Source organism: Pseudomonas sp. GM49 (assembly GCF_000282355.1).
Classification (GTDB): Bacteria; Pseudomonadota; Gammaproteobacteria; order Pseudomonadales; family Pseudomonadaceae; genus Aquipseudomonas.
Map to the genome: position 1 here is coordinate 1 of NZ_AKJL01000093.1, position 17729 is coordinate 17729.

General features: G+C 58.9%; 18 protein-coding genes, 1 tRNA gene and 1 pseudogene. 5 read left to right on the forward strand and 15 right to left on the reverse strand.

The window, feature by feature from the left end; genetic code table 11:
* The 6 genes and pseudogenes from PMI29_RS31940 to PMI29_RS20270 form a co-directional block, all read right to left on the reverse strand.
* Positions 1–140: pseudogene (locus tag PMI29_RS31940) on the reverse strand (D-2-hydroxyacid dehydrogenase); the annotation flags it as partial.
* Positions 141–259: 119 nt separating this feature from the next.
* Positions 260–553, reverse strand: coding sequence for a YcgL domain-containing protein (locus PMI29_RS20290; protein WP_007996186.1), 294 nt, complete (start codon positions 551–553; stop codon positions 260–262).
* Complete coding sequence (gene rnd / locus PMI29_RS20285) at positions 550–1683, reverse strand: ribonuclease D (protein WP_007996188.1); 1134 nt, start codon at positions 1681–1683, stop codon at positions 550–552. Before rnd ends, PMI29_RS20290 begins: the two co-directional genes overlap by 4 nt.
* A 123-nt stretch (positions 1684–1806) precedes the next feature.
* Positions 1807–2469, reverse strand: coding sequence for a class I SAM-dependent methyltransferase (locus PMI29_RS20280; protein ID WP_007996189.1), 663 nt, complete (start codon positions 2467–2469; stop codon positions 1807–1809).
* 72 nt (positions 2470–2541) lie between these two features.
* A complete protein-coding gene (locus tag PMI29_RS20275; protein ID WP_033052206.1) occupies positions 2542–4191 on the reverse strand; it encodes a phosphoethanolamine transferase in 1650 nt (549 codons plus the stop codon).
* Between the two features lie 188 nt (positions 4192–4379).
* Entirely contained in the window at positions 4380–5762 is a 1383-nt protein-coding gene (locus PMI29_RS20270; RefSeq protein ID WP_007996192.1) for a glutamine synthetase family protein, read from the reverse strand.
* Positions 5763–6358: 596 nt separating this feature from the next.
* Here PMI29_RS20270 and PMI29_RS20265 point away from each other — a divergent pair.
* The 3 genes from PMI29_RS20265 to PMI29_RS20255 all read left to right on the forward strand — a co-directional run bounded on the left by PMI29_RS20265 (position 6359) and on the right by PMI29_RS20255 (position 9526).
* Entirely contained in the window at positions 6359–7543 is a 1185-nt protein-coding gene (locus tag PMI29_RS20265; RefSeq protein WP_007996193.1) for a cyanate transporter, read from the forward strand.
* Positions 7544–7556: 13 nt separating this feature from the next.
* Entirely contained in the window at positions 7557–8474 is a 918-nt protein-coding gene (locus PMI29_RS20260; RefSeq protein ID WP_007996194.1) for a DMT family transporter, read from the forward strand.
* Positions 8475–8587: 113 nt separating this feature from the next.
* On the forward strand, positions 8588–9526 hold the full coding sequence (locus PMI29_RS20255; protein WP_007996196.1) for a LysR family transcriptional regulator: 939 nt from the start codon (positions 8588–8590) through the stop codon (positions 9524–9526).
* Between the two features lie 3 nt (positions 9527–9529).
* On the opposite strand, the gene PMI29_RS20250 is transcribed toward PMI29_RS20255, so the two are convergent.
* The 7 genes from PMI29_RS20250 to dapA form a co-directional block, all read right to left on the reverse strand.
* Entirely contained in the window at positions 9530–9895 is a 366-nt protein-coding gene (locus tag PMI29_RS20250) for a 5-carboxymethyl-2-hydroxymuconate Delta-isomerase (protein WP_007996199.1), read from the reverse strand.
* Between the two features lie 57 nt (positions 9896–9952).
* On the reverse strand, positions 9953–10879 hold the full coding sequence (locus PMI29_RS20245; RefSeq protein ID WP_007996200.1) for a LysR substrate-binding domain-containing protein: 927 nt from the start codon (positions 10877–10879) through the stop codon (positions 9953–9955).
* Between the two features lie 233 nt (positions 10880–11112).
* Positions 11113–11202, reverse strand: a tRNA-Ser gene (locus PMI29_RS20240).
* Between the two features lie 83 nt (positions 11203–11285).
* Positions 11286–11999, reverse strand: coding sequence for a phosphoribosylaminoimidazolesuccinocarboxamide synthase (gene purC, locus PMI29_RS20235; protein ID WP_007944067.1), 714 nt, complete (start codon positions 11997–11999; stop codon positions 11286–11288).
* A 28-nt stretch (positions 12000–12027) separates the two neighbouring features.
* Positions 12028–12786, reverse strand: a complete 759-nt coding sequence (locus tag PMI29_RS20230; protein ID WP_007984759.1) for an MBL fold metallo-hydrolase — start codon at positions 12784–12786, stop codon at positions 12028–12030.
* Positions 12787–12790: 4 nt separating this feature from the next.
* A complete protein-coding gene (bamC, locus tag PMI29_RS20225; protein WP_007996201.1) occupies positions 12791–13906 on the reverse strand; it encodes an outer membrane protein assembly factor BamC in 1116 nt (371 codons plus the stop codon).
* A gap of 17 nt (positions 13907–13923) precedes the next feature.
* Positions 13924–14802 carry a 4-hydroxy-tetrahydrodipicolinate synthase gene (gene dapA, locus PMI29_RS20220; RefSeq protein ID WP_007996203.1) on the reverse strand — a complete coding sequence of 293 codons (879 nt, stop codon included), beginning with the start codon at positions 14800–14802 and terminating at the stop codon, positions 13924–13926.
* 328 nt (positions 14803–15130) lie between these two features.
* Here dapA and PMI29_RS20215 point away from each other — a divergent pair, with 328 nt between their 5' ends.
* Positions 15131–15691: a glycine cleavage system protein R gene (locus PMI29_RS20215; RefSeq protein ID WP_007984753.1), complete on the forward strand. Its 561-nt coding sequence runs from the start codon at positions 15131–15133 to the stop codon at positions 15689–15691.
* A gap of 10 nt (positions 15692–15701) precedes the next feature.
* Positions 15702–16175 carry a peroxiredoxin gene (locus tag PMI29_RS20210; RefSeq protein WP_007996205.1) on the forward strand — a complete coding sequence of 158 codons (474 nt, stop codon included), beginning with the start codon at positions 15702–15704 and terminating at the stop codon, positions 16173–16175.
* 144 nt (positions 16176–16319) lie between these two features.
* Here PMI29_RS20210 and PMI29_RS20205 read toward each other — a convergent pair whose 3' ends face one another.
* Positions 16320–17390: an AI-2E family transporter gene (locus PMI29_RS20205; protein WP_007996206.1), complete on the reverse strand. Its 1071-nt coding sequence runs from the start codon at positions 17388–17390 to the stop codon at positions 16320–16322.
* Positions 17391–17421: 31 nt separating this feature from the next.
* The gene (locus PMI29_RS20200) at positions 17422–17661 is read right to left on the reverse strand and encodes a sulfurtransferase TusA family protein (protein ID WP_007996208.1); all 240 of its coding nucleotides are present in this window, start codon (positions 17659–17661) and stop codon (positions 17422–17424) included.
* Positions 17662–17729: the final 68 nt, after the last annotated feature.

Consider the following 17729-nt stretch of genomic DNA (forward strand, 5'->3'; position numbering starts at 1 on the left):
GGGAGCCACACCGGACAATCGGCGGCCTGGCTGGCCAGTTCGGCGGAATCACCGCTGGTCAGCACCTCCAGATCCGGTGCCGCCTCGCGCAACAGTTGGGCGTACACGGGGTGGTCGTGTTCAGCAATCAGGACGCGCATGCTTCAAACCTTTCAAAAACGGTGCAGACGGCCACCGACAGAGCGGTGCTCCGTCGATGCTGCCATCGCTAAAATCAATCAGTGTTTCATAACCACTCTGAACAGAGCCTGTCTGCCGCTCACACCGGATCGTTGCGACGCAACAATTCTTCCGGCAAGTGCTCGATGTACTCGTCTTCGGCAGGCGGCATTTGCAGGTGATAACCCTGTTTTTCGAGGTTTTCCAGTACGATCGTGATGTCCTCGCGCGACAGTTTGCGCTCAGGGCTCAGCACCAGGTCGAACGCGTGGATGGCCTTGCCGAAGGCTGCCATCAGGGGCTCCGGCACGCGCTCCAGAGCATCGCTCTTGAGCACATACAGGTACATTTCGTTTTTCTTCGAGCTGCGGTAGATGGAACAAATACGTTTCAAGGCTGTTCTCCGGCGGTGGCCAGGCTGTCGAGCAGCGCCTGGCCCATCAATTCGCGGCGCCAGCCACGCAGCGAATCAGGCAATTGGTAGGGACCATTGGGGAAGCCGCTCTTGAGCAGCGCTTCCAGGGTTTTCTTGCGCAGCATCAGTTCCGGCGCAATGTTCAGGCGTTCGGACTCGGTCTGACCGATGGCCCGCAGTTGCTTGAGCAATGCGGCGGCATCCACCGGCAGCGGCTCCGGCACGGCGGGCGGCCATTGATCAGGCGACACACTGCCAGAGCGCTTGATCAGATCAAGCAGAAACTCGCCATCCTGACGCACGGTACGCGGGTGCATGTCTTCGATTTTCGCCAGGGCACCGAGGTTGTCCGGTTGCGTACGCGCCAGCGGCCACAGCGAATGTTCGCGGATGATCCGGTTGCGCGGCAGGTCACGGGCCCGGGCTTCCTGTTCGCGCCAGGCGCAGAGTTCACGCAAAACGGCGAGTTGGGCGCGAGACAGCTTCCAGGCCAGCTTGGCATCGCGATAGACCTCGTACGGATCGATCTCGCGGCGCAGGTTGGCCACCAGTTCGGCGCCGTCTTCCAGGACCCAGGCGTACTTCTCGGCAGACAGCTTTGGACGCAGCTTTACGAACACTTCAGCCAGGTGCACGGCATCTTCGGCGGCATAGCTGATCTGGGTTTCGGAAAGCGGACGTTGCAACCAGTCGGAACGGGTTTCACCCTTGGGCAGGTCAATGCCGAGTACTTCCTGCACCAGCCGCGAATAGCCCATGGAAAAACCGAGGTTCAGGTAAGCGGCAGCCAATTGCGTATCGAACAGTGGCGCCGGCAGGCTGCCGGTCAGGCGTAGCAGGACTTCGAGGTCTTCGCTGCACGCGTGGACAACTTTGACCACCGCCGGGTTTTCCAGCAACGCGGCCAATGGTTGCCAGTTGTCGATGGTCAGCGGGTCGATCAGATAGGCGCGAACGCCATCACCGATCTGTAGCAGGCCGGCGATTGGGTAGAAGGTATCGACCCGCATGAATTCGGTGTCGAGGGCAACGAATGGCAATTGCTGCCACTCGGCACACAAGCGTCCGAGGCTATCGTTGTCGCGAATCCAGTGAATATCGATGGCCACACGGCTCTCCCTTGAAGAATGGCGCGCAGTATATATCGCCCCCGGCGATTTCCGCGCATCCACTGAACAAGAGCGTTAGCGAAAATTACTGCGTGACATACAGAATAGTCCGACAACGTCGGGCTAGCTGGTCTTACCCAGCACGTAGATGCGCATCCGCGCGCAACCCGGTAAAAAGTCCTGATGGCTAAGCAAACGGAAACCCGCCTGCCTGAACTCGCTTTCCACCTCGGTCTTGCTCGGTAACGGCCGGGCCGGAACGCCCTCCACGCCTGAATGCGCGCCCTTGAAAAGACCGTCGAGGCGCACCGCGACAATCACCGTATCGCGACTGACCCGGTAAAACTCGCTCAGCATCGCCAGACGATGTTCCGGGTTATGGAGGTGCTGAAACAGCTGCATGCAAAAAATGCAGTCAACCGCGTTCTCCGACAAGCCAATCGAGAACGCGGAGCTTTGAAAGGTCTTGACCCGTTTCAACAGGCTCTGCGGGTGATGTGTGCGGGCATGATCGAGGATGTCTTGAGACGGATCCGTCGCGAGGATCACCCGATTTGCGTGCTCGGCCAGCACCGGCCAAAAACGCCCCACACCACAAGCCACATCAAGGATCAGGCCTGGCTCGCCGGCGACCTTGAGTGCCTTGCGCACCAAACGCTCCTCACGCCAGAGCGCCAGACGCCCGGCCAGACCCGGCGCTTGCGGCTGAAGGCAGACGCGCGCGTGCTCCTGGTCGTAGCGCCGGGCGATCTCAAGCTCGATGGCGGATGGAGGCTGAGCGGACATGTGCAATGGCTCTTGATAAAAGTTCTACAGGCCGCAGGTCGGCGGCCGCCGTGTGAAACAAAATCGGAGCACTCAATCTTTGGCCAACGCGCCGTCGACCACTGGACCACGACATCCGGCAAACATGTCCAGATCCTGGTTGTAGACCTTGCTGTTGACCTCCAGCAGCCCAAGCATCGAATGGAACAGGTTGTCCTGGCTCAAGGGCTTTTCACGACTCAGTTGCAGGCAGTGGGTATCTACCGCAAACGACTTCTTATAGCTGTCGGAGAACCAGGCAAACATGGCCACATGCTTTTGCTGCTCCGGTGCCAGCATGTAAGGCGTGCCGTGGAGGAACAAGTTGTATTCACCCAGGGACTCGCCGTGGTCCGACAGATACAGCATCGCGGTATCCACTTTGCCCTGGTTGCTGCGCAGCAGATCGATCAAGGTCGACAGCACATGGTCGGTATATACCAAGGTGTTGTCGTAGCCGTTGACGATACTTTCGCGGCTGCAATTGTTCAGGGCGTTACTCTCGCAAACCGGGGTGAAGCGTTCGAACTCTTTCGGATAACGCTTGAAGTACTCCGGACCGTGGCTGCCCATCTGGTGCAGTACCAACACCGTGTCCTTGTCCAGGGTATCGATGAAATGTTGCAGTCCTTGCAGCAGGATTTCGTCGCGGCATTCACTGTTGGCACACAGCGCCGGATCTTTCAGATTGCTGACGTCCTGAATAGTGACGCGATCGCACGTACCTTTGCAGCCTGACTGGTTGTCACGCCAGATCACGTCGATACCCGCATGCTTGAGCACATCCAGCAGGCCTTCTTCGTTCTTTGCCTTGCTGGCGTTGTAGTCCTTGCGTCCCATATTGGAGAACATGCAAGGCACCGATACGGCTGTCTCAGTGCCGCAGGAGTGCACATCGGTGAAAGCGATCAGACCATCTTCCTTACTCAGTTTCGGAGTGGTGTCGCGGCTATAGCCAAGGATGCCGAAGTTCTCCGCCCGGGCACTTTCACCCACGACAAGAACCGTCAGGGATTTGCGCCCGTGAGTTTGCCAGGCCGGATTGCGCACGGCATCTTCACCGATTTTGACAAAGGGTTGCTGTGCCGTTGCTACTTTCTCGCGCAAGAAACCAACCGAGGCACCAATGTAGTTGCTTGGCACCACCATCAGGCGCAACTCGTGGTGATTGCGAAACAGCGAAGACAGGCCTTGATAGTTAACCAGTGCAACACCACCAATGACCGCTGCCGAGGCAAAAGTCACCAGAACTTTACTGAGTAGTTCACGGTGCCAACGGCGATAATCAATCGGTGTCTTCCACAACAGCCAAGACGGTAAAACGCCGAGCAGCACGATATAAACAAACAACTTGGGCGACAGTAAGTCGCGCACTTCCGTAGCATTGGTCTCAGCGAAGTTACGCAACATGCCGGTGTCGATCAGAACACCATACTGGCTCATGAAATACGCCACGCCCGCGCTGATCATGAACAGCAGGGTCAGTAGCGGCTTGAGCACCGGCCGGAATGCCAGCAGGGTCAGCACAATGTTGAACGCCGCGAAGATCATCGCCCCGAAGGCCACACGCATGACGATGCCTTTGCCATCGGACGCGGTGATTTCGAACAGGTGCTGCCAGAGTACAAAATTGAAGCCAACTAACAAAAATGCGCTGGCAATCAGTGTCACCCATTCGGGGCGCACAGCTTTAATCTTAAGCATGAGATTCGGCGGGTCCTGAAAAAGTGTCTTCGGCAAATGTGAAAATTTCATTTACCGAGACAGCTCTGATTTTAGGTAGCCAACCATCAATTTTTTGTGAAAAAGAAGCCAACAATTAGTTGGCTTACAAAACCTGCCTGAAACTTCCAGACTATTTGAGAATGGTTCAGCCCGGGTCCAGCTTCGACTCAAGCCTGGTGCAAATACCAACGCCAGTCCTGCTCTCCGACCTCACCCATGAATTGACGATATTCGGCGCGTTTCACCGCCAGGTAGACACCGAGGAACTCCCTGCCGAAGGCTTCCCTGGCCCAACTCGAACCTTCCAGCGATCGCAAGGTGGTCAGCCAGTCTGTCGGCAGCAATTTCGTGGCCTGGGCGTAGCCATTGCCTTCCACCGGCGCACCAGGGTCGAGTCGTTCGCGTATACCGCGATGAATACCGGCCAGAATCGCCGCAGCCGCCAGATAGGGGTTGGCATCTGCGCCACAAATCCGATGCTCGATGTGCCGGGAATACGCCGGCCCACCCGGTACGCGCAAGCTCACGGTGCGGTTGTCCACGCCCCAGGTGGCCGCCAGTGGCGCATAACTGTTGGCCTGGAATCGACGGTAGGAGTTGGCGTTAGGGCAGAACAGCAACAGCGAATCGAGCAGGGTGCCAAGCATGCCTGCGACGGCCTGTTTAAGCAGTGGCGTCCCATCCGGGGCTTCGCTGGCGAAGAGGTTGTTGCCGTCCTTGTCCGCCAGGCTGACGTGCATGTGCATCCCGGTGCCGGCCAGGTCATCGAAAGGCTTGGCCATGAAGCAGGCTGTCATGCCGTGCTTGTGTGCCACACCCTTGACCAAGCGCTTGTAGCGCACCGCTTCGTCCATCGCCTGTAATGCGTCGGTGCGGTGTTCGAGGGTGATTTCCACTTGCCCCGGCGCGTATTCGGAAATGGCCGTGCGCGCCGGAATCCCTTGAAGCTTGCAGGCGCTGTAGAGATCGGCCAGAAACGGCTCGATCTGCTCAAGCTCGCGCAAACCATAGACCTGCGTTCCGCGCGGACGCCCGCCATCGACATCCCGTGCCGGTTGCGGCCGGCCATTGCTGTCGCGTTGCTGATCCAGCAGGTAGAACTCCAGTTCCGCCGCCATGACCGGGTAATAGCCGTCAGCCTGTAAACCTTCGATAACTTTCGCCAGCAAATGGCGGGGATCGGCAATGGTGGCGGGCATTCCCTCTGTCGGGTGCATGCTGACCTGCACGGCCGCGGTCGGTATCAGACGCCACGGCATGCGCGTGAGGCTGCCGCTGATCGGGTAGGCCCGGCAGTCGATATCGCCGACATCCCAGACCAGCCCGGAGTTTTCCACATCATCGCCGTTGATGGTCAGCCCGAGGATGGTGCTCGGCAATGGTCGCCCGCTTTCATAAACCGCCAGCAACTCGTCACGATGCAGCAGCTTGCCGCGCGGCACACCGTTGTTGTCGAGGATGAACAGCTCGAACATTTCAATATCCGGGTTCTGCTCCAGAAAGGTCAGGGCTTCTTGCCTGGTGGCAAACGAGGTCGTGGCACAACTCATGGGAACTCTCTTTTTCCGTGTCAGGCGGGTACGCAACAGCACCCGCACTTTAATCCCGGCATCAACCGGAACAGGTAGGGACTATCAACGGAAAGAGCACGAATCCGGCGGGCGCGCATGGCGACAATGCCACAGCGCCCAGAAGGCCAGTTCAGAAGGAAGTGTAGAGAGGTTTGGCGCGGTGGCGGGTGTGAATCGACGACCAAGGCTCGACGCTCGGGCGTCTGTGGATGCCTTGAAGTGGATTGCGACTGGCCAACCGTCCATAGAGAGAACCGCAGAAAACAGATGACCCGCAGCGTCACACGATGGGTTGAGTCGTTAAATCAGGATTTGAAGAACCTTGGATGTGGCCTGGCTAAACATTTGGCCGTTCAGTGGTGCCACCCCTGTGGGAGCGAGCTTGCTCGCGATAGCGGTGTGTCGGTCAACAGACCCAGTGAAATTCATAGCCTCATCGCGAGCAAGCTCGCTCCCACAGGGGGTCTGCGTCGCAGTGACTTGTATTTAATTTCTAAATACCACGCCAGACTTTCTGATTTGCCGTCTCCAGGCATCACGCGCCTAATCGGAATCCTACTGTTCAAGGCCCGATCATGGAAAACACCCGAGCCACTTCCCTCCCTGCCCTCTGGTTCATGTTCAGCATTGTCCTGGTTGCCCTGAACCTGCGCCCATCCATGGCCGCTGTCGGACCTTTGCTCCCGGTGATTCGCGTCGACATCCCGCTAAGCTTCAGCCTGGCTTCACTGCTGACCATGTTGCCGGTCATGGCCATGGGACTGGCGATGTTTGTCGGCCTGCGCGTGAGCCAGCAACTCGGCGATCAGCGCACGGTGGTGTTCTCGTTGCTGATCATCGGCGTGGCCACGGTTTCGCGGTTGTTCCTTGATTCAGCAGCGGAGTTGATCCTCAGCGCGGTGCTGGCAGGTATCGGGATCGCCTTGATCCAGGCCCTGATGCCAGCGTTGATCAAATCCCGATTCAGCGACCACGTTGCCCTGAGCATGGGGCTCTACGTCACGTCGATCATGGGTGGTGCCGCCATTGCTGCGTCCTTTTCACCGCTGGTGATGCAGCGCACCGGCAGCTGGCGCATGGGTCTGGCGATCTGGGCCGTTCTCGCCGTGCTGGCATTGCTGTTCTGGGGCACCCAACGCGCGGGGATGCCGACACTGGATTCAAAGACATCCAGCAACGTTTCATTCTTCGCCAATTCCCGCGCATGGTTACTCGCGATCTTCTTTGGCCTGAGCACTGCGTCCTACACCTGTGTTCTGGCCTGGTTGGCGCCGTACTACGTGGAAAAGGGCTGGAGCGAACAGCACGCCGGGTTGCTGCTCGGATTTCTGACCGCCATGGAAGTGCTGTCAGGTCTGCTGACCCCCGTCATCGCCAATCGCAACCGCGATCGCCGCAACGTGCTGATGGTATTGCTGACGCTCATCATCGCCGGCTTCAGCGGACTGATTCTGAGCCCGCAGCATTTGAGCCTGATTTGGCCATGCCTGCTGGGGCTGGGCATTGGCGGCCTGTTCCCTATGAGCCTGATTGTATCGCTGGATCACCTGGACAATCCCTTGCGCGCCGGTGGCCTGACCGCGTTCGTTCAAGGCATCGGCTACCTGATTGCCGGCCTGTCGCCGCTGCTGGCCGGGATAATCCGCGACCAGCTCGGCAGCTTCGAATGGGCCTGGTGGTCGCTGACGGCAGTCATGGTGCTGATGATGTTGATGGTCTTGCGCTTCAACCCAAGGCACTACACCCGCCACATCCATTGATCCGGAGCCAGCCATGAAAACCACCGGTTTCGCCGCCGCTCACGCCAGCATGCTGCTTTGGGCCTTGTTGATCGCCGCGTCGTTTTCCGCAGCGGCGCAAGTCAGCCAGGCCATTGACCCGATCCTGCTGACCGGTTTGCGCCTGCTGTTTTGCGCCGTGGTGTTTCTGCCGCTGTTGCTGCTTAAAGGCGATGCCGTCATGACCGCCCGTGGGCTGCTCGGTCACGCGGTGCTCGGCCTGCTGCTCGCGCTGTACTTCGGCTCACTGTTCGAAGCATTGCGCTACACCACAGCCGTCAACACCGGGACGATGTTCACGCTGGTGCCGCTGATGACCCTGGGTTTCGAAGCCGCGCTGACACCTGACAGCCGCCTGAGACAACGGATTGTGCCGATGCTGCTCGCCGCTGCCGGGGCTGTGTTACTGATCATGAAAGGCACCGGCCCCGGCGAGCTGCCATCGCCGTATGCTTTGACGGTGTACGGCATCGGTTGCCTGGCGATGGCGCTCTACGCCCCCCTCAGCCAACGCCTGAAAACCAATAGCCTGAAGGGGCGCGGGCCGGTGCCCATGACGTTCTGGAACATGCTGTTCGGTGCGCTGTTTCTACTGGCGCTCTGTGGATTCAGTGGCGGTTGGCGCTCGGCATCATTACTGACGCTCAACGACTTCTATTGGCTGATGTACCTGGCCGTATTCGCCACGCTGGCAACGTTCTGGCTATTGCATCGGGCCATCGGCGTGATCGCGCCGTCCTCGGTGATTTCCTACATCTACCTGAGCACGCTGTTCATCACCTTGTTTCATTGGCTTTGGGGGCGCCAGATGCCTCTGCCGCTGGAGTTGGCCGGTGCGGTACTGGTAGGCATCGGCATGTTTGCACTGCTGATGTCCAGCCGCCGTGCAGTGTCGCTGGTAGCCCAGGGCTGACTCGGCCTGATCCGAAACCTCCTGCAAATCATTCTCAATGCGCCCTCGTTCCGCTAGGATCATTCGCTCACACTTGCGCACGGTCAGCGCAGGGGCGCAGCGAGACAGAACGGATGCTGAACAGTAATTCGCTTAGAAAACTCGACATGCAGGACCTGATGGTGTTCGTCGCCGTGTACGAGCAAAACAGCGTCACCGGCGTATCCGAGACGCTTTGCGTCAGCCAGTCCACGGTGAGTTACTGCCTGAAAAAACTGCGCACCTGTTTCGAGGACGAACTGTTCATCAATACCCGCACCGGTGGCATGCAGCCCACCTGCAAGGCCTGCACGATGTACCCTCACGTGCTGAAAATCCTGGAAAGCATCAACCTGTGTCACGCCGGCTCACCGACGTTCGACCCGGGTCTGCAACCTGTGACTTTCAACATCTGCGCACCGGAATATTTCGAGCAACTGATCCTGCCGCGCTTGTTGAAAACCTTTGACCTCGCCGATCTTCCGGTGATGGTCAATGTGTTCAAACTCGAAGCCGATATCCCTGCCCAAGCGCTGCGCGACGGCAGCCTCGACCTGGTGATGTGTTTCGGCCCGAACTTTCATCGCAGCCACGTCGATTTCAAATCGATGACGTTGCTCGAAGACGATCTGGTCTGTGTTTTCGACAAGCGCGCCACGCCGGCAGAACCGCGCTTGAGTCTGCAATCCTACGTCGAACGTCGACACGTGTTCCCGACACCCTGGACGTCCGCCACCAACATGGTCGACGGCTGGCTTGCGCAACAGGCACGACAGCGCCAGATTATCGCGCGCGCCAACAGCTACAGCGCAGCGCTGAAGCTGATTACCGGCACCGACTATGCCCTGACCCTGCCCCGCCGTATCCAGCAACTACTGGCCAGCGCAGACACCTTCAATCACTGCGAAGCACCCGAAGGTTTGCCGGGTTTCACTCTCGATATGCAGTGGAGCCAAGGCGTTGATCAGGACAGCGCCAACACCTGGCTACGAGAGCAAGTGATCCAGGCCTGCGCCGAGCAGGAAACGGCCTGATATTCAGTTGCTGATGGCGGTCTTGCTGTAGGAATCGCGATCGATATCGAGAATTTCCACGCACAGCTGAACCTCAATACCGCTCGGCCATTCGCACAACTCCCGAACCACCTCCAGCAGGCTTTCGGAGAGCTGTTTCTTGATCTGTGCGGAACGACCACTCAACAGCGCCAGCTTCACATGCACGAACGCCCGCTCAGCCAGTGCCGTGCCAATCTTGAACGTCTCGACCTTGACCGCACGGCTCTTGATGTCGAATTCGGCAGCAAACTGGCCGGAAGCCACCAGCGTATTGTTCAACCGCATCAATGCCACATCGGCATTCAGATCAGTCAGGTTGGCGGTGTATTCCATGTGCAGGTGAGGCATGAGTCGGTTCCTGTCAGTGGGTGGAAAGGTCGTACATATAACACAGCGCCGCCCTGTTCATTCGGGCAGCGGCAAAACGGCACGCTCACTCATGAACGCCTCCAGGCGCGAACGTAACCAGCGCTCGGCGGGGTCGGTATCGACATGACTGAGCCAGACCATGGACAAATCCAGGGTGGGCGTCTTGATCGGAAAGGGTTCCTTGAACAGCATTCCCGATGCAGCCATCGCCTCGGCGGTGTAGTCCGGCAGGCTGGCAATCAGGTCCGTCCCGGCGAGCAGGGCCGGCAACGCACTGTATTGCGGTACCGATAGCACCACCTGGCGCGTGCGGCCGATTTCCGCCAGCCACTCGTCGGCGTAGCCGCTGACGTTGGCGGTATGGGACACCAGTACGTGCGGTCGCGCGCAATATTCATCGAGGGTCAGCAGTGTGTCTGAGGCATCGGCGCGCAAAATGCTGGGCTGGATGTGTCGCAGCAACTTGCGCTTGGCATTGGCCGGCAAGCCACGAGTCTGGCTGATACCCACCGTGATATCGCCAGACGCCAGCAAGTCGGGAATCCGCCAGTAATCGACATGCTGCACCACAAACACCACGTTGGGCGCTTCCTGGCGCAAGGCTCGCAGCAATGGCGGCAACAACCCGAACTCGACATCGTCGGACAACCCGATGCGGAACGTCATCGTGCTGCTGGCCGGGTCAAAATCATGGGTCAGGCTCAAGGCCACGGACAGGGAGTCCAGCGCCGGCGACAGGTGCTTGATGATTTCCTCTGCCCGCGCTGTCGGCTCCATGCGATGACCAACGCGTATGAACAGCGGATCATTGAACATTGCACGCAAGCGGTTGAGGGCAGAGCTGATGGTCGGCTGACCGAGAAACAGCTTCTCCGCCACCCGAGTGACATTACGCTCAAGCATCAGCGTTTCGAATACCACCATCAGGTTGATATCCGCTTTGCGAAGTTCGTTGCGATTCATCCACTGCCCCCGATCCCCAAATCTGCTGACAGTTTAGGTAGCTGGTGCGACTGCCGTCTATCCAACTCAGGTTCAATAGCCTGACGCGGTTCACGTTTAAGCAACCGGATTTCCTTGATCGAGGTCTGTTCGCGGGCCCCCTTGATCAGATGTCGGCAGCGATAGACCACTGAAAAAGCTTCAGAAACGAAAAAGCCCCGTAACTTTTCAGCTACGGGGCTTTTTCTATGTAATGGCGGAGAGATAGGGATTCGAACCCTAGGTACCGGTGAAGGTACAACGGATTTCGAATCCGTCCCATTCGGCCACTCTGGCATCTCTCCAACGGCGCGCATCATAACAACACTTTCGCTGGAAGCGAACCCCCCAAGCGAAATATTTCTGTGCTTTCAGATGCTTGCGTCGATTAAAGCGGTACGCCCAGACGATTGGCAACTTCTTCATAAGCTTCGATGACGTCACCGAGGCCCTGACGGAAGCGGTCCTTGTCCATTTTCTTGCCGGTGGCCTTGTCCCACAGACGGCAGCCGTCCGGGCTGAATTCGTCGCCCAGCACGATGGAACCATCGTGGAACACGCCGAATTCCAGTTTGAAGTCGACCAGCAGCAGGCCGGCGTCGTCGAACAGTTTGCTCAGGACTTCATTGACCTTGAGCGACAGTTCTTTCATGCGAACCAGTTGCTCGGCGGTGCCCCAGCCAAATGCCACGACGTGGGATTCGTTGATGAACGGATCGCCCTTGGCGTCGTCCTTCAGGAACAGCTCGAAGGTGTAAGGGTTGAGCTTCATGCCCTCTTCGACACCCAGGCGCTTGACCAGGCTGCCAGCGGCGTAGTTACGCACGACGCACTCGACCGGGATCATGTCGAGCTTCTTCACCAGGCATTCGTTGTCGCCCAGCAACTTGTCGAATTGGGTCGGCACGCCAGCGGCTTCGAGCTTCTGCATGATGAAGGCGTTGAACTTGTTGTTCACCATGCCTTTGCGGTCAAGCTGTTCGATACGCTTGCCATCGAACGCCGAAGTGTCGTTGCGAAACAGCAGGATCAAACGGTTAGCGTCGTCGGTCTTGTAAACCGATTTGGCTTTGCCGCGGTAGAGTTCTTCACGTTTTTCCATGATGGGCTCCGCTTGCTAAGTAGATGGGCTAGGCGATGTGACGCCAGTCGAGCCCTGAATCTTGATCGGCCAGTTGCAGCCAGTCCGGGTCGCACCCTAGGGTGTCGACAAAACATTGCCGGGCCAGCTGCGGCAGGTTGTTCTTGCTGCTCAGATGGGCCAGGACCAGGTGTTGCAGGTCTTTCCAGCCCAGCTCCGCCACCAGGAATGCCGCCTGATGGTTATTCAGATGTCCCAGCTCACCGCCCACCCGCTGCTTGAGAAAGTACGGGTAATGACCGCGAGCCAGCATGTCACGACAGTGATTGGACTCGATCATCAACGCATCGAGGTCCCGATAGCCGTCCAGCACCTTGTCACAATACGAGCCCAGGTCGGTCAACAGGCCGAAGCGCCGCTCACCGTCACTGAAAACATATTGCGTCGGTTCTTGTGCATCGTGGGCCACGGCAATGACACCGATGCTCAAGTCGCCGATTTGCAACTGCTCGCCGCCGGCCAGAAAGCCTGCGGGTTCAATCGGTTTGCGCATCCCGCGCAAGGTCCCGCGACTGAGGTAGACAGGCAGATTGTAGCGCCGAGACAGCAAACCCACGCCATGCACGTGGTCGGCATGTTCGTGGGTCACGAGTATCGCGCTCAACTGCGCAGGGTTCACACCCAGGCGCAGCAGGCGTTTTTCGGTTTCCCGCAGGGAGAAACCACAATCCACCAATACGTACGTATCAGCGCTGGCTATCAGCGTGCCGTTCCCTTGACTGCCGCTGCCGAGAACGGCAAAACGCATAGGATCAGCCCAGGTTGTCCTGAATCTTGCTCAACACTTTACGCGCCACGTCTGCCGGCGCCACGGTGTTGATGTTTTTCTCGACGGTGACCTGGACGTTCTCGCCAACCTTGCTCAGGCGAACCTGATAACGCTCGGCGCGGGCGTCAAGCTCTTCCTTGCTCGGCGCACTGCCGAACAGGCTGCTGAAGAAGCCTGGCTTGTCGTCTTTCTTCTCGGCTTTTTCGGCCAGGTTGATGTAGTACAGGCCCAGGCTGCGGTTGATGTCTTCAACACGCCATTCGCCTTGTTCCAGCGCACGACCGACGCTCGACCAGGCACGATCCAGGTCGGTACCGACGTTCAGCACAGGGTTGCCGCTGCCGTCTTCGCTCAGGCTGACACGACTTGGCGCGTCGAAATCACGCGATGCCAGCATGGAGACCGAACCGCCCTTCTCCGAGATACGGCTCATGCTCGCGAGCATGTCGTCGACCAGTGCCGCGTCCAGGCCAGTGTTGACCGAACGGTTGGTGAAGGCCACGTCAGCGGTGCTGCCGGCAGGACGCTCGGCGCTGACCACATAGACTTCACTGGTGTTGCGCTGCACGCCCGGCTCAATGCGCACCCGCACGCGGGTTTCGCTGTCTGTGCTGACGCCGGCCGCGCTCAGGCGCTTGGCCATGGCCGCGGACAGTTCGTCGGAATGCTGCCAGGTCGTGGTGAATTCGCCGGTTTGCGGACGCTGTTCATCCAGACGGAAGCCGTTGTCCTGGAAGAACTGAACAGCCACAGGCCAGACTTCCGCCGGCGGGTTCTGCGCCAGGATGGAGCTGGAGCCGCCGCTCTTCTGCAGGGAATAGGCACTGGCATCGGCACCCGCCGTCAGCGGCTGCGGCCGAGGAACGACGTATTCGCCCTTGACCGTGTCATCGGCCACGTTGCGCGGGATCGGCAACAGCGGATCCAGACGCTTGGCGGTACGGACATCCTGCGGTATTTGCATCGGTGCAGTCTGTTGCGCTTCCAGGTAGTCGCTACCACGGTCACGGAAATAACCTTCCGGGCCCCAGATCCATCCGCAGCCACTGGTGCTGGAGATAATCAAGGCAAGTGCGGAAAGTCCGGCCATTCGCTTCATGCGTTGTACTTCCTCAATTAAACCAGGACGCCGCACTGGCGCAGGGCCGTGCGCAGCGTTTCGTGACAGGGTGCGCTCAGCCAGGTCAACGGCAGGCGAATGCCTTCGTGCATCAGGCCCATTTCAACCAAAGCCCACTTCACCGGAATCGGGTTGGCTTCGATGAACAGGTCCTTGTGCAGCGGCATCAGTTTTTCGTTGATTGCCCGTGCAGTCTCGGCATCCCCCTTGAGGGCGGCCTCACACAGATCGGCCATTTCACGCGGAGCGACGTTGGCGGTAACGGAGATGTTGCCCTTGCCGCCCATCAGGATCAACTCGACGGCAGTCGGATCATCGCCGGAAAGGACGATGAAGTCCTTGCTTACGCCATCGAGGATGGCTTTGGCGCGCTTGAGGTCGCCGGTCGCTTCCTTGATACCGATGATGTTCGGCACGGTGGACAGGCGGATCACGGTTTCGGCCTGCATGTCGCAGGAGGTGCGGCCGGGAACGTTATAGAGAATCTGCGGGATGTCGACCGCTTCGGCGATGTGCTTGAAGTGCAGGTACAGGCCTTCCTGGGTCGGCTTGTTGTAGTACGGCACGACCAGCAGGCAGGCATCGGCGCCGGCTTCCTTGGCATTGCGGGTCAATTCGACGGCTTCGCGGGTCGAATTGGCGCCGGTACCGGCAATCACCGGAATGCGACCATTGACCTGCTTGACTACCGCCTTGATGACGGCGATGTGTTCATCGACATCAAGGGTTGCCGACTCGCCAGTGGTACCGACGGCGACAATGGCATGGGTGCCGTTTTCAAGGTGGAAGTCCACGAGTTTGCTGAGGCTGTCCCAGTCAAGACGCCCCTGTGCATCCATGGGTGTGACCAGTGCCACCATACTGCCCGCAATCATGAAACCGCTCCTGCCGGAAAAAGAGAGCCGTAATGGTACTGGCGCCAAGATGCTTGCACAAGCGAAGTACTGTGCTGCCGCCATTCCCCTTGGCGCCGGTTTTCGCTACCCTTCAGACTTTGATCGGTACGGACAAGCTCGTCCGTCGGGTTTCAGCCTCCATTTTCGGCATCACAAGCCCTGATCCAGCGTTGCCGCCTCTCGCTCCCGCCCTGCCGGAGCACGTTGCAACCTGCCGCTTGGGGTTTTCTGAATTCGCATCCGCAGGCTGGCTCCCGGCAAAACGCCCTTTGGACGTATCGACCGCTCATCGCTTTAGGAATGCTGCATGTCCACCCCCACAGTTCGCGAACAATTCCTTGTTATCAGTGCCCTCGGCGCCAACCCCATGGAGCTGACCAACGTCCTGTGCCGCGCCAGCCATGAAAACCGCTGCGCCGTTGTCACCTCTCGCCTGACCCGGCATGGCGAATGCAGTGCGCTGGTACTGGAAATTTCCGGTAGCTGGGATGCCCTGGCGCGCCTGGAAGGCAGCCTGCCAGTGCTGGCCAAGCGGCATGCGTTCACGGTGAACGTGGTGCGCAGCGCCGCCCTGGAAAACCGCCCCCAGGCCCTGCCGTACGTCGCTTATGTCAGCTCGGCCTACCGCTCGGACATCATCAACGAGCTGTGTCAGTTCTTCATGGACCACAATGTCGAACTGGAAAACCTGACCTGCGACACCTACCAGGCTCCGCAGACCGGCGGCACCATGCTCAATGCCACCTTTACCGTGACCTTGCCGCCCGGTGTGCAGATCAGCTGGCTGCGCGATCAGTTCCTGGATTTTGCCGACGCGCTGAACCTCGATGCCCTGATCGAACCCTGGCGCCCACAGAACCCAATGTAAGGAAGCTTTCATGGCCGTTGCCATCGACCAACCGGTTGCCGATTTCGAAGCCCCCGCCACCAGCGGGCAGACCGTCAGCCTCGCCGGCCTGAAAGGCAAGCAGGTGGTGATCTACTTCTACCCCAAGGACAGCACGCCGGGCTGCACGACCGAGGGGCAAGGCTTTCGTGATCAGTATGCTGCGTTCAAGGCCGCCAATACCGAAGTGTTCGGCGTGTCTCGCGACAGCCTGAAATCCCACGAGAACTTCAAGTGCAAGCAAGAATTCCCCTTTGAGCTGATCAGCGACAAGGACGAAGCCATCTGCCAGCTGTTCGACGTGATCAAGCTGAAAAAGCTGTATGGCAAGGAATACATGGGCGTGGATCGCAGCACGTTCCTCATCGACGCCAAAGGCGTGCTGCGTCAGGAATGGCGCGGTGTGAAGGTGCCGGGGCATGTTGATGCGGTTCTGGCTGCTGCTCAGGCCCTCGACAGAGCCTGATTCATATAGCGCCTATCCGGACGCTTTCGCGGGCAAGCCCGCTCCCACATTGGACCGTGTTCGTCTGAACAACTCGGTCAACTGTGGGAGCGGGCTTGGTCCGGGCGGCGTTCCGACGAAGAGGCCATCAGCCTCACCGAAGAATTAAAGCAGCGGCGCCACTTCCGGCTCTTTACGCGGCCAGGCATCCAGCACAGCCTTGAACAGCGTCGCCAGGGGAATCGCAAAGAACACGCCCCAGAAGCCCCACAACCCGCCAAACAGCAGCACCGCACAGATGATCGCCACCGGGTGCAGGTTGACCGCCTCCGAGAACAGCAATGGCACAAGCACATTGCCATCCAGCGTCTGGATGATCCCGTAGACCGCCATCAAGTAAATGAACTGATCGCTCCAGCCCCACTGGAACAGTGCAATCAGAAACACGGGAACGGTCACCACCACGGCGCCGACATAAGGCACCACCACCGAAATCCCCACCAGCAATGCCAGCAGCGCCGCGTAGTTGAGCTCAAGAACAACAAAGGCGATGTAGGTCACGCCACCGCAGATGAAGATTTCGATGACCTTGCCGCGAATGTAGTTGGCAATCTGCCGGTTCATTTCATGGGCGACCCGGGTGATCAACGCCCGTTCACGGGGCAGGTAGCCGCGCACCCACTGGCCGATCATGGCCCGATCCTTGAGGAAGAAAAACACCAGGATCGGTACCAGCACCAGGTAGATCATGATGTTCACCAGCAATGGCAGGCTCGACAGCGAGAACGTCAGTGCCCACTGACCAAACTTGCCGATTTCGCCCCGCGCCACCTCGATGGCCTGAAGCACTTGCTCATCAGACACCAGGTGCGGATAGCGCTCCGGCAGCAGCAGCAACAATGACTGCCACTTGGCGAGCATGCCAGGCAACTCGTTGAACAGCGTGATCAGTTGATGCCAGAGCAATGGCACGACAATCACGATGAATACCAGCAACAGCCCCATGAACAATGCAAAGACCAACCCCACCGCGACCCCGCCCGGCATCCGCAGGCGTTCGAGGGTCACCACCAGCCCCTGCATCAGGTACGCCAGCACCATCCCGGCGAGCACCGGCGCCAGCATACCGCCCAGGGTCAACACGGCGGTGAACGCCAGAAACAGCAGGACAGCCAGCACCACCGCTTCTTCATCGGAGAAATAGCGCTGAATCCAGTCGCGTAACACTTTGAACATCAATAATCCTTAGGAACAAACGCAGCCGATTTCAGGCTTTTTTCAACCAGTAGCGGTAAACACCCGCGTCATCTTCTTCACGAAGCAGGGTATGACCGGCCAATCGGGCAAAGGTGCGAAAGTCGCGCTGCGAACCCGCATCAGTGGCGATGACCTTAAGTACCGCACCACTGGCCAGCCGGTTGAGCTCCATCTTGGCCTTGAGCAACGGCAACGGACAATTCAGGCCACTGGCGTCCAGTTCAACGTCATGCTCTACAGCGTCGGTCATTGCATCACTCCGGGTCAGGTGGTTGAGTTGCCTAGAATATCTGGTCGCAACGCCGGTGTCCGGCTACA

Bases quoted from the DNA above. Each gene is read 5' to 3' on its own strand.
- PMI29_RS20210 (WP_007996205.1), top strand. From the start codon at position 15,702: ATGGCCGTTGCCATCGACCAACCGGTTGCCGATTTCGAAGCCCCCGCC.
- PMI29_RS20260 (WP_007996194.1), top strand. From the start codon at position 7,557: ATGAAAACCACCGGTTTCGCCGCCGCTCACGCCAGCATGCTGCTTTGG.
- PMI29_RS20230 (WP_007984759.1), bottom strand. From the start codon at position 12,786: ATGCGTTTTGCCGTTCTCGGCAGCGGCAGTCAAGGGAACGGCACGCTG.
- PMI29_RS20245 (WP_007996200.1), bottom strand. From the start codon at position 10,879: ATGAATCGCAACGAACTTCGCAAAGCGGATATCAACCTGATGGTGGTA.
- dapA (WP_007996203.1), bottom strand. From the start codon at position 14,802: ATGATTGCGGGCAGTATGGTGGCACTGGTCACACCCATGGATGCACAG.
- purC (WP_007944067.1), bottom strand. From the start codon at position 11,999: ATGGAAAAACGTGAAGAACTCTACCGCGGCAAAGCCAAATCGGTTTAC.
- bamC (WP_007996201.1), bottom strand. From the start codon at position 13,906: ATGAAGCGAATGGCCGGACTTTCCGCACTTGCCTTGATTATCTCCAGC.
- PMI29_RS20280 (WP_007996189.1), bottom strand. From the start codon at position 2,469: ATGTCCGCTCAGCCTCCATCCGCCATCGAGCTTGAGATCGCCCGGCGC.
- PMI29_RS20205 (WP_007996206.1), bottom strand. From the start codon at position 17,390: ATGTTCAAAGTGTTACGCGACTGGATTCAGCGCTATTTCTCCGATGAA.
- PMI29_RS20200 (WP_007996208.1), bottom strand. From the start codon at position 17,661: ATGACCGACGCTGTAGAGCATGACGTTGAACTGGACGCCAGTGGCCTG.
- PMI29_RS20275 (WP_033052206.1), bottom strand. From the start codon at position 4,191: ATGCTTAAGATTAAAGCTGTGCGCCCCGAATGGGTGACACTGATTGCC.
- PMI29_RS20250 (WP_007996199.1), bottom strand. From the start codon at position 9,895: ATGCCTCACCTGCACATGGAATACACCGCCAACCTGACTGATCTGAAT.
- PMI29_RS20270 (WP_007996192.1), bottom strand. From the start codon at position 5,762: ATGAGTTGTGCCACGACCTCGTTTGCCACCAGGCAAGAAGCCCTGACC.
- PMI29_RS20255 (WP_007996196.1), top strand. From the start codon at position 8,588: ATGCTGAACAGTAATTCGCTTAGAAAACTCGACATGCAGGACCTGATG.
- PMI29_RS20265 (WP_007996193.1), top strand. From the start codon at position 6,359: ATGGAAAACACCCGAGCCACTTCCCTCCCTGCCCTCTGGTTCATGTTC.
- PMI29_RS20215 (WP_007984753.1), top strand. From the start codon at position 15,131: ATGTCCACCCCCACAGTTCGCGAACAATTCCTTGTTATCAGTGCCCTC.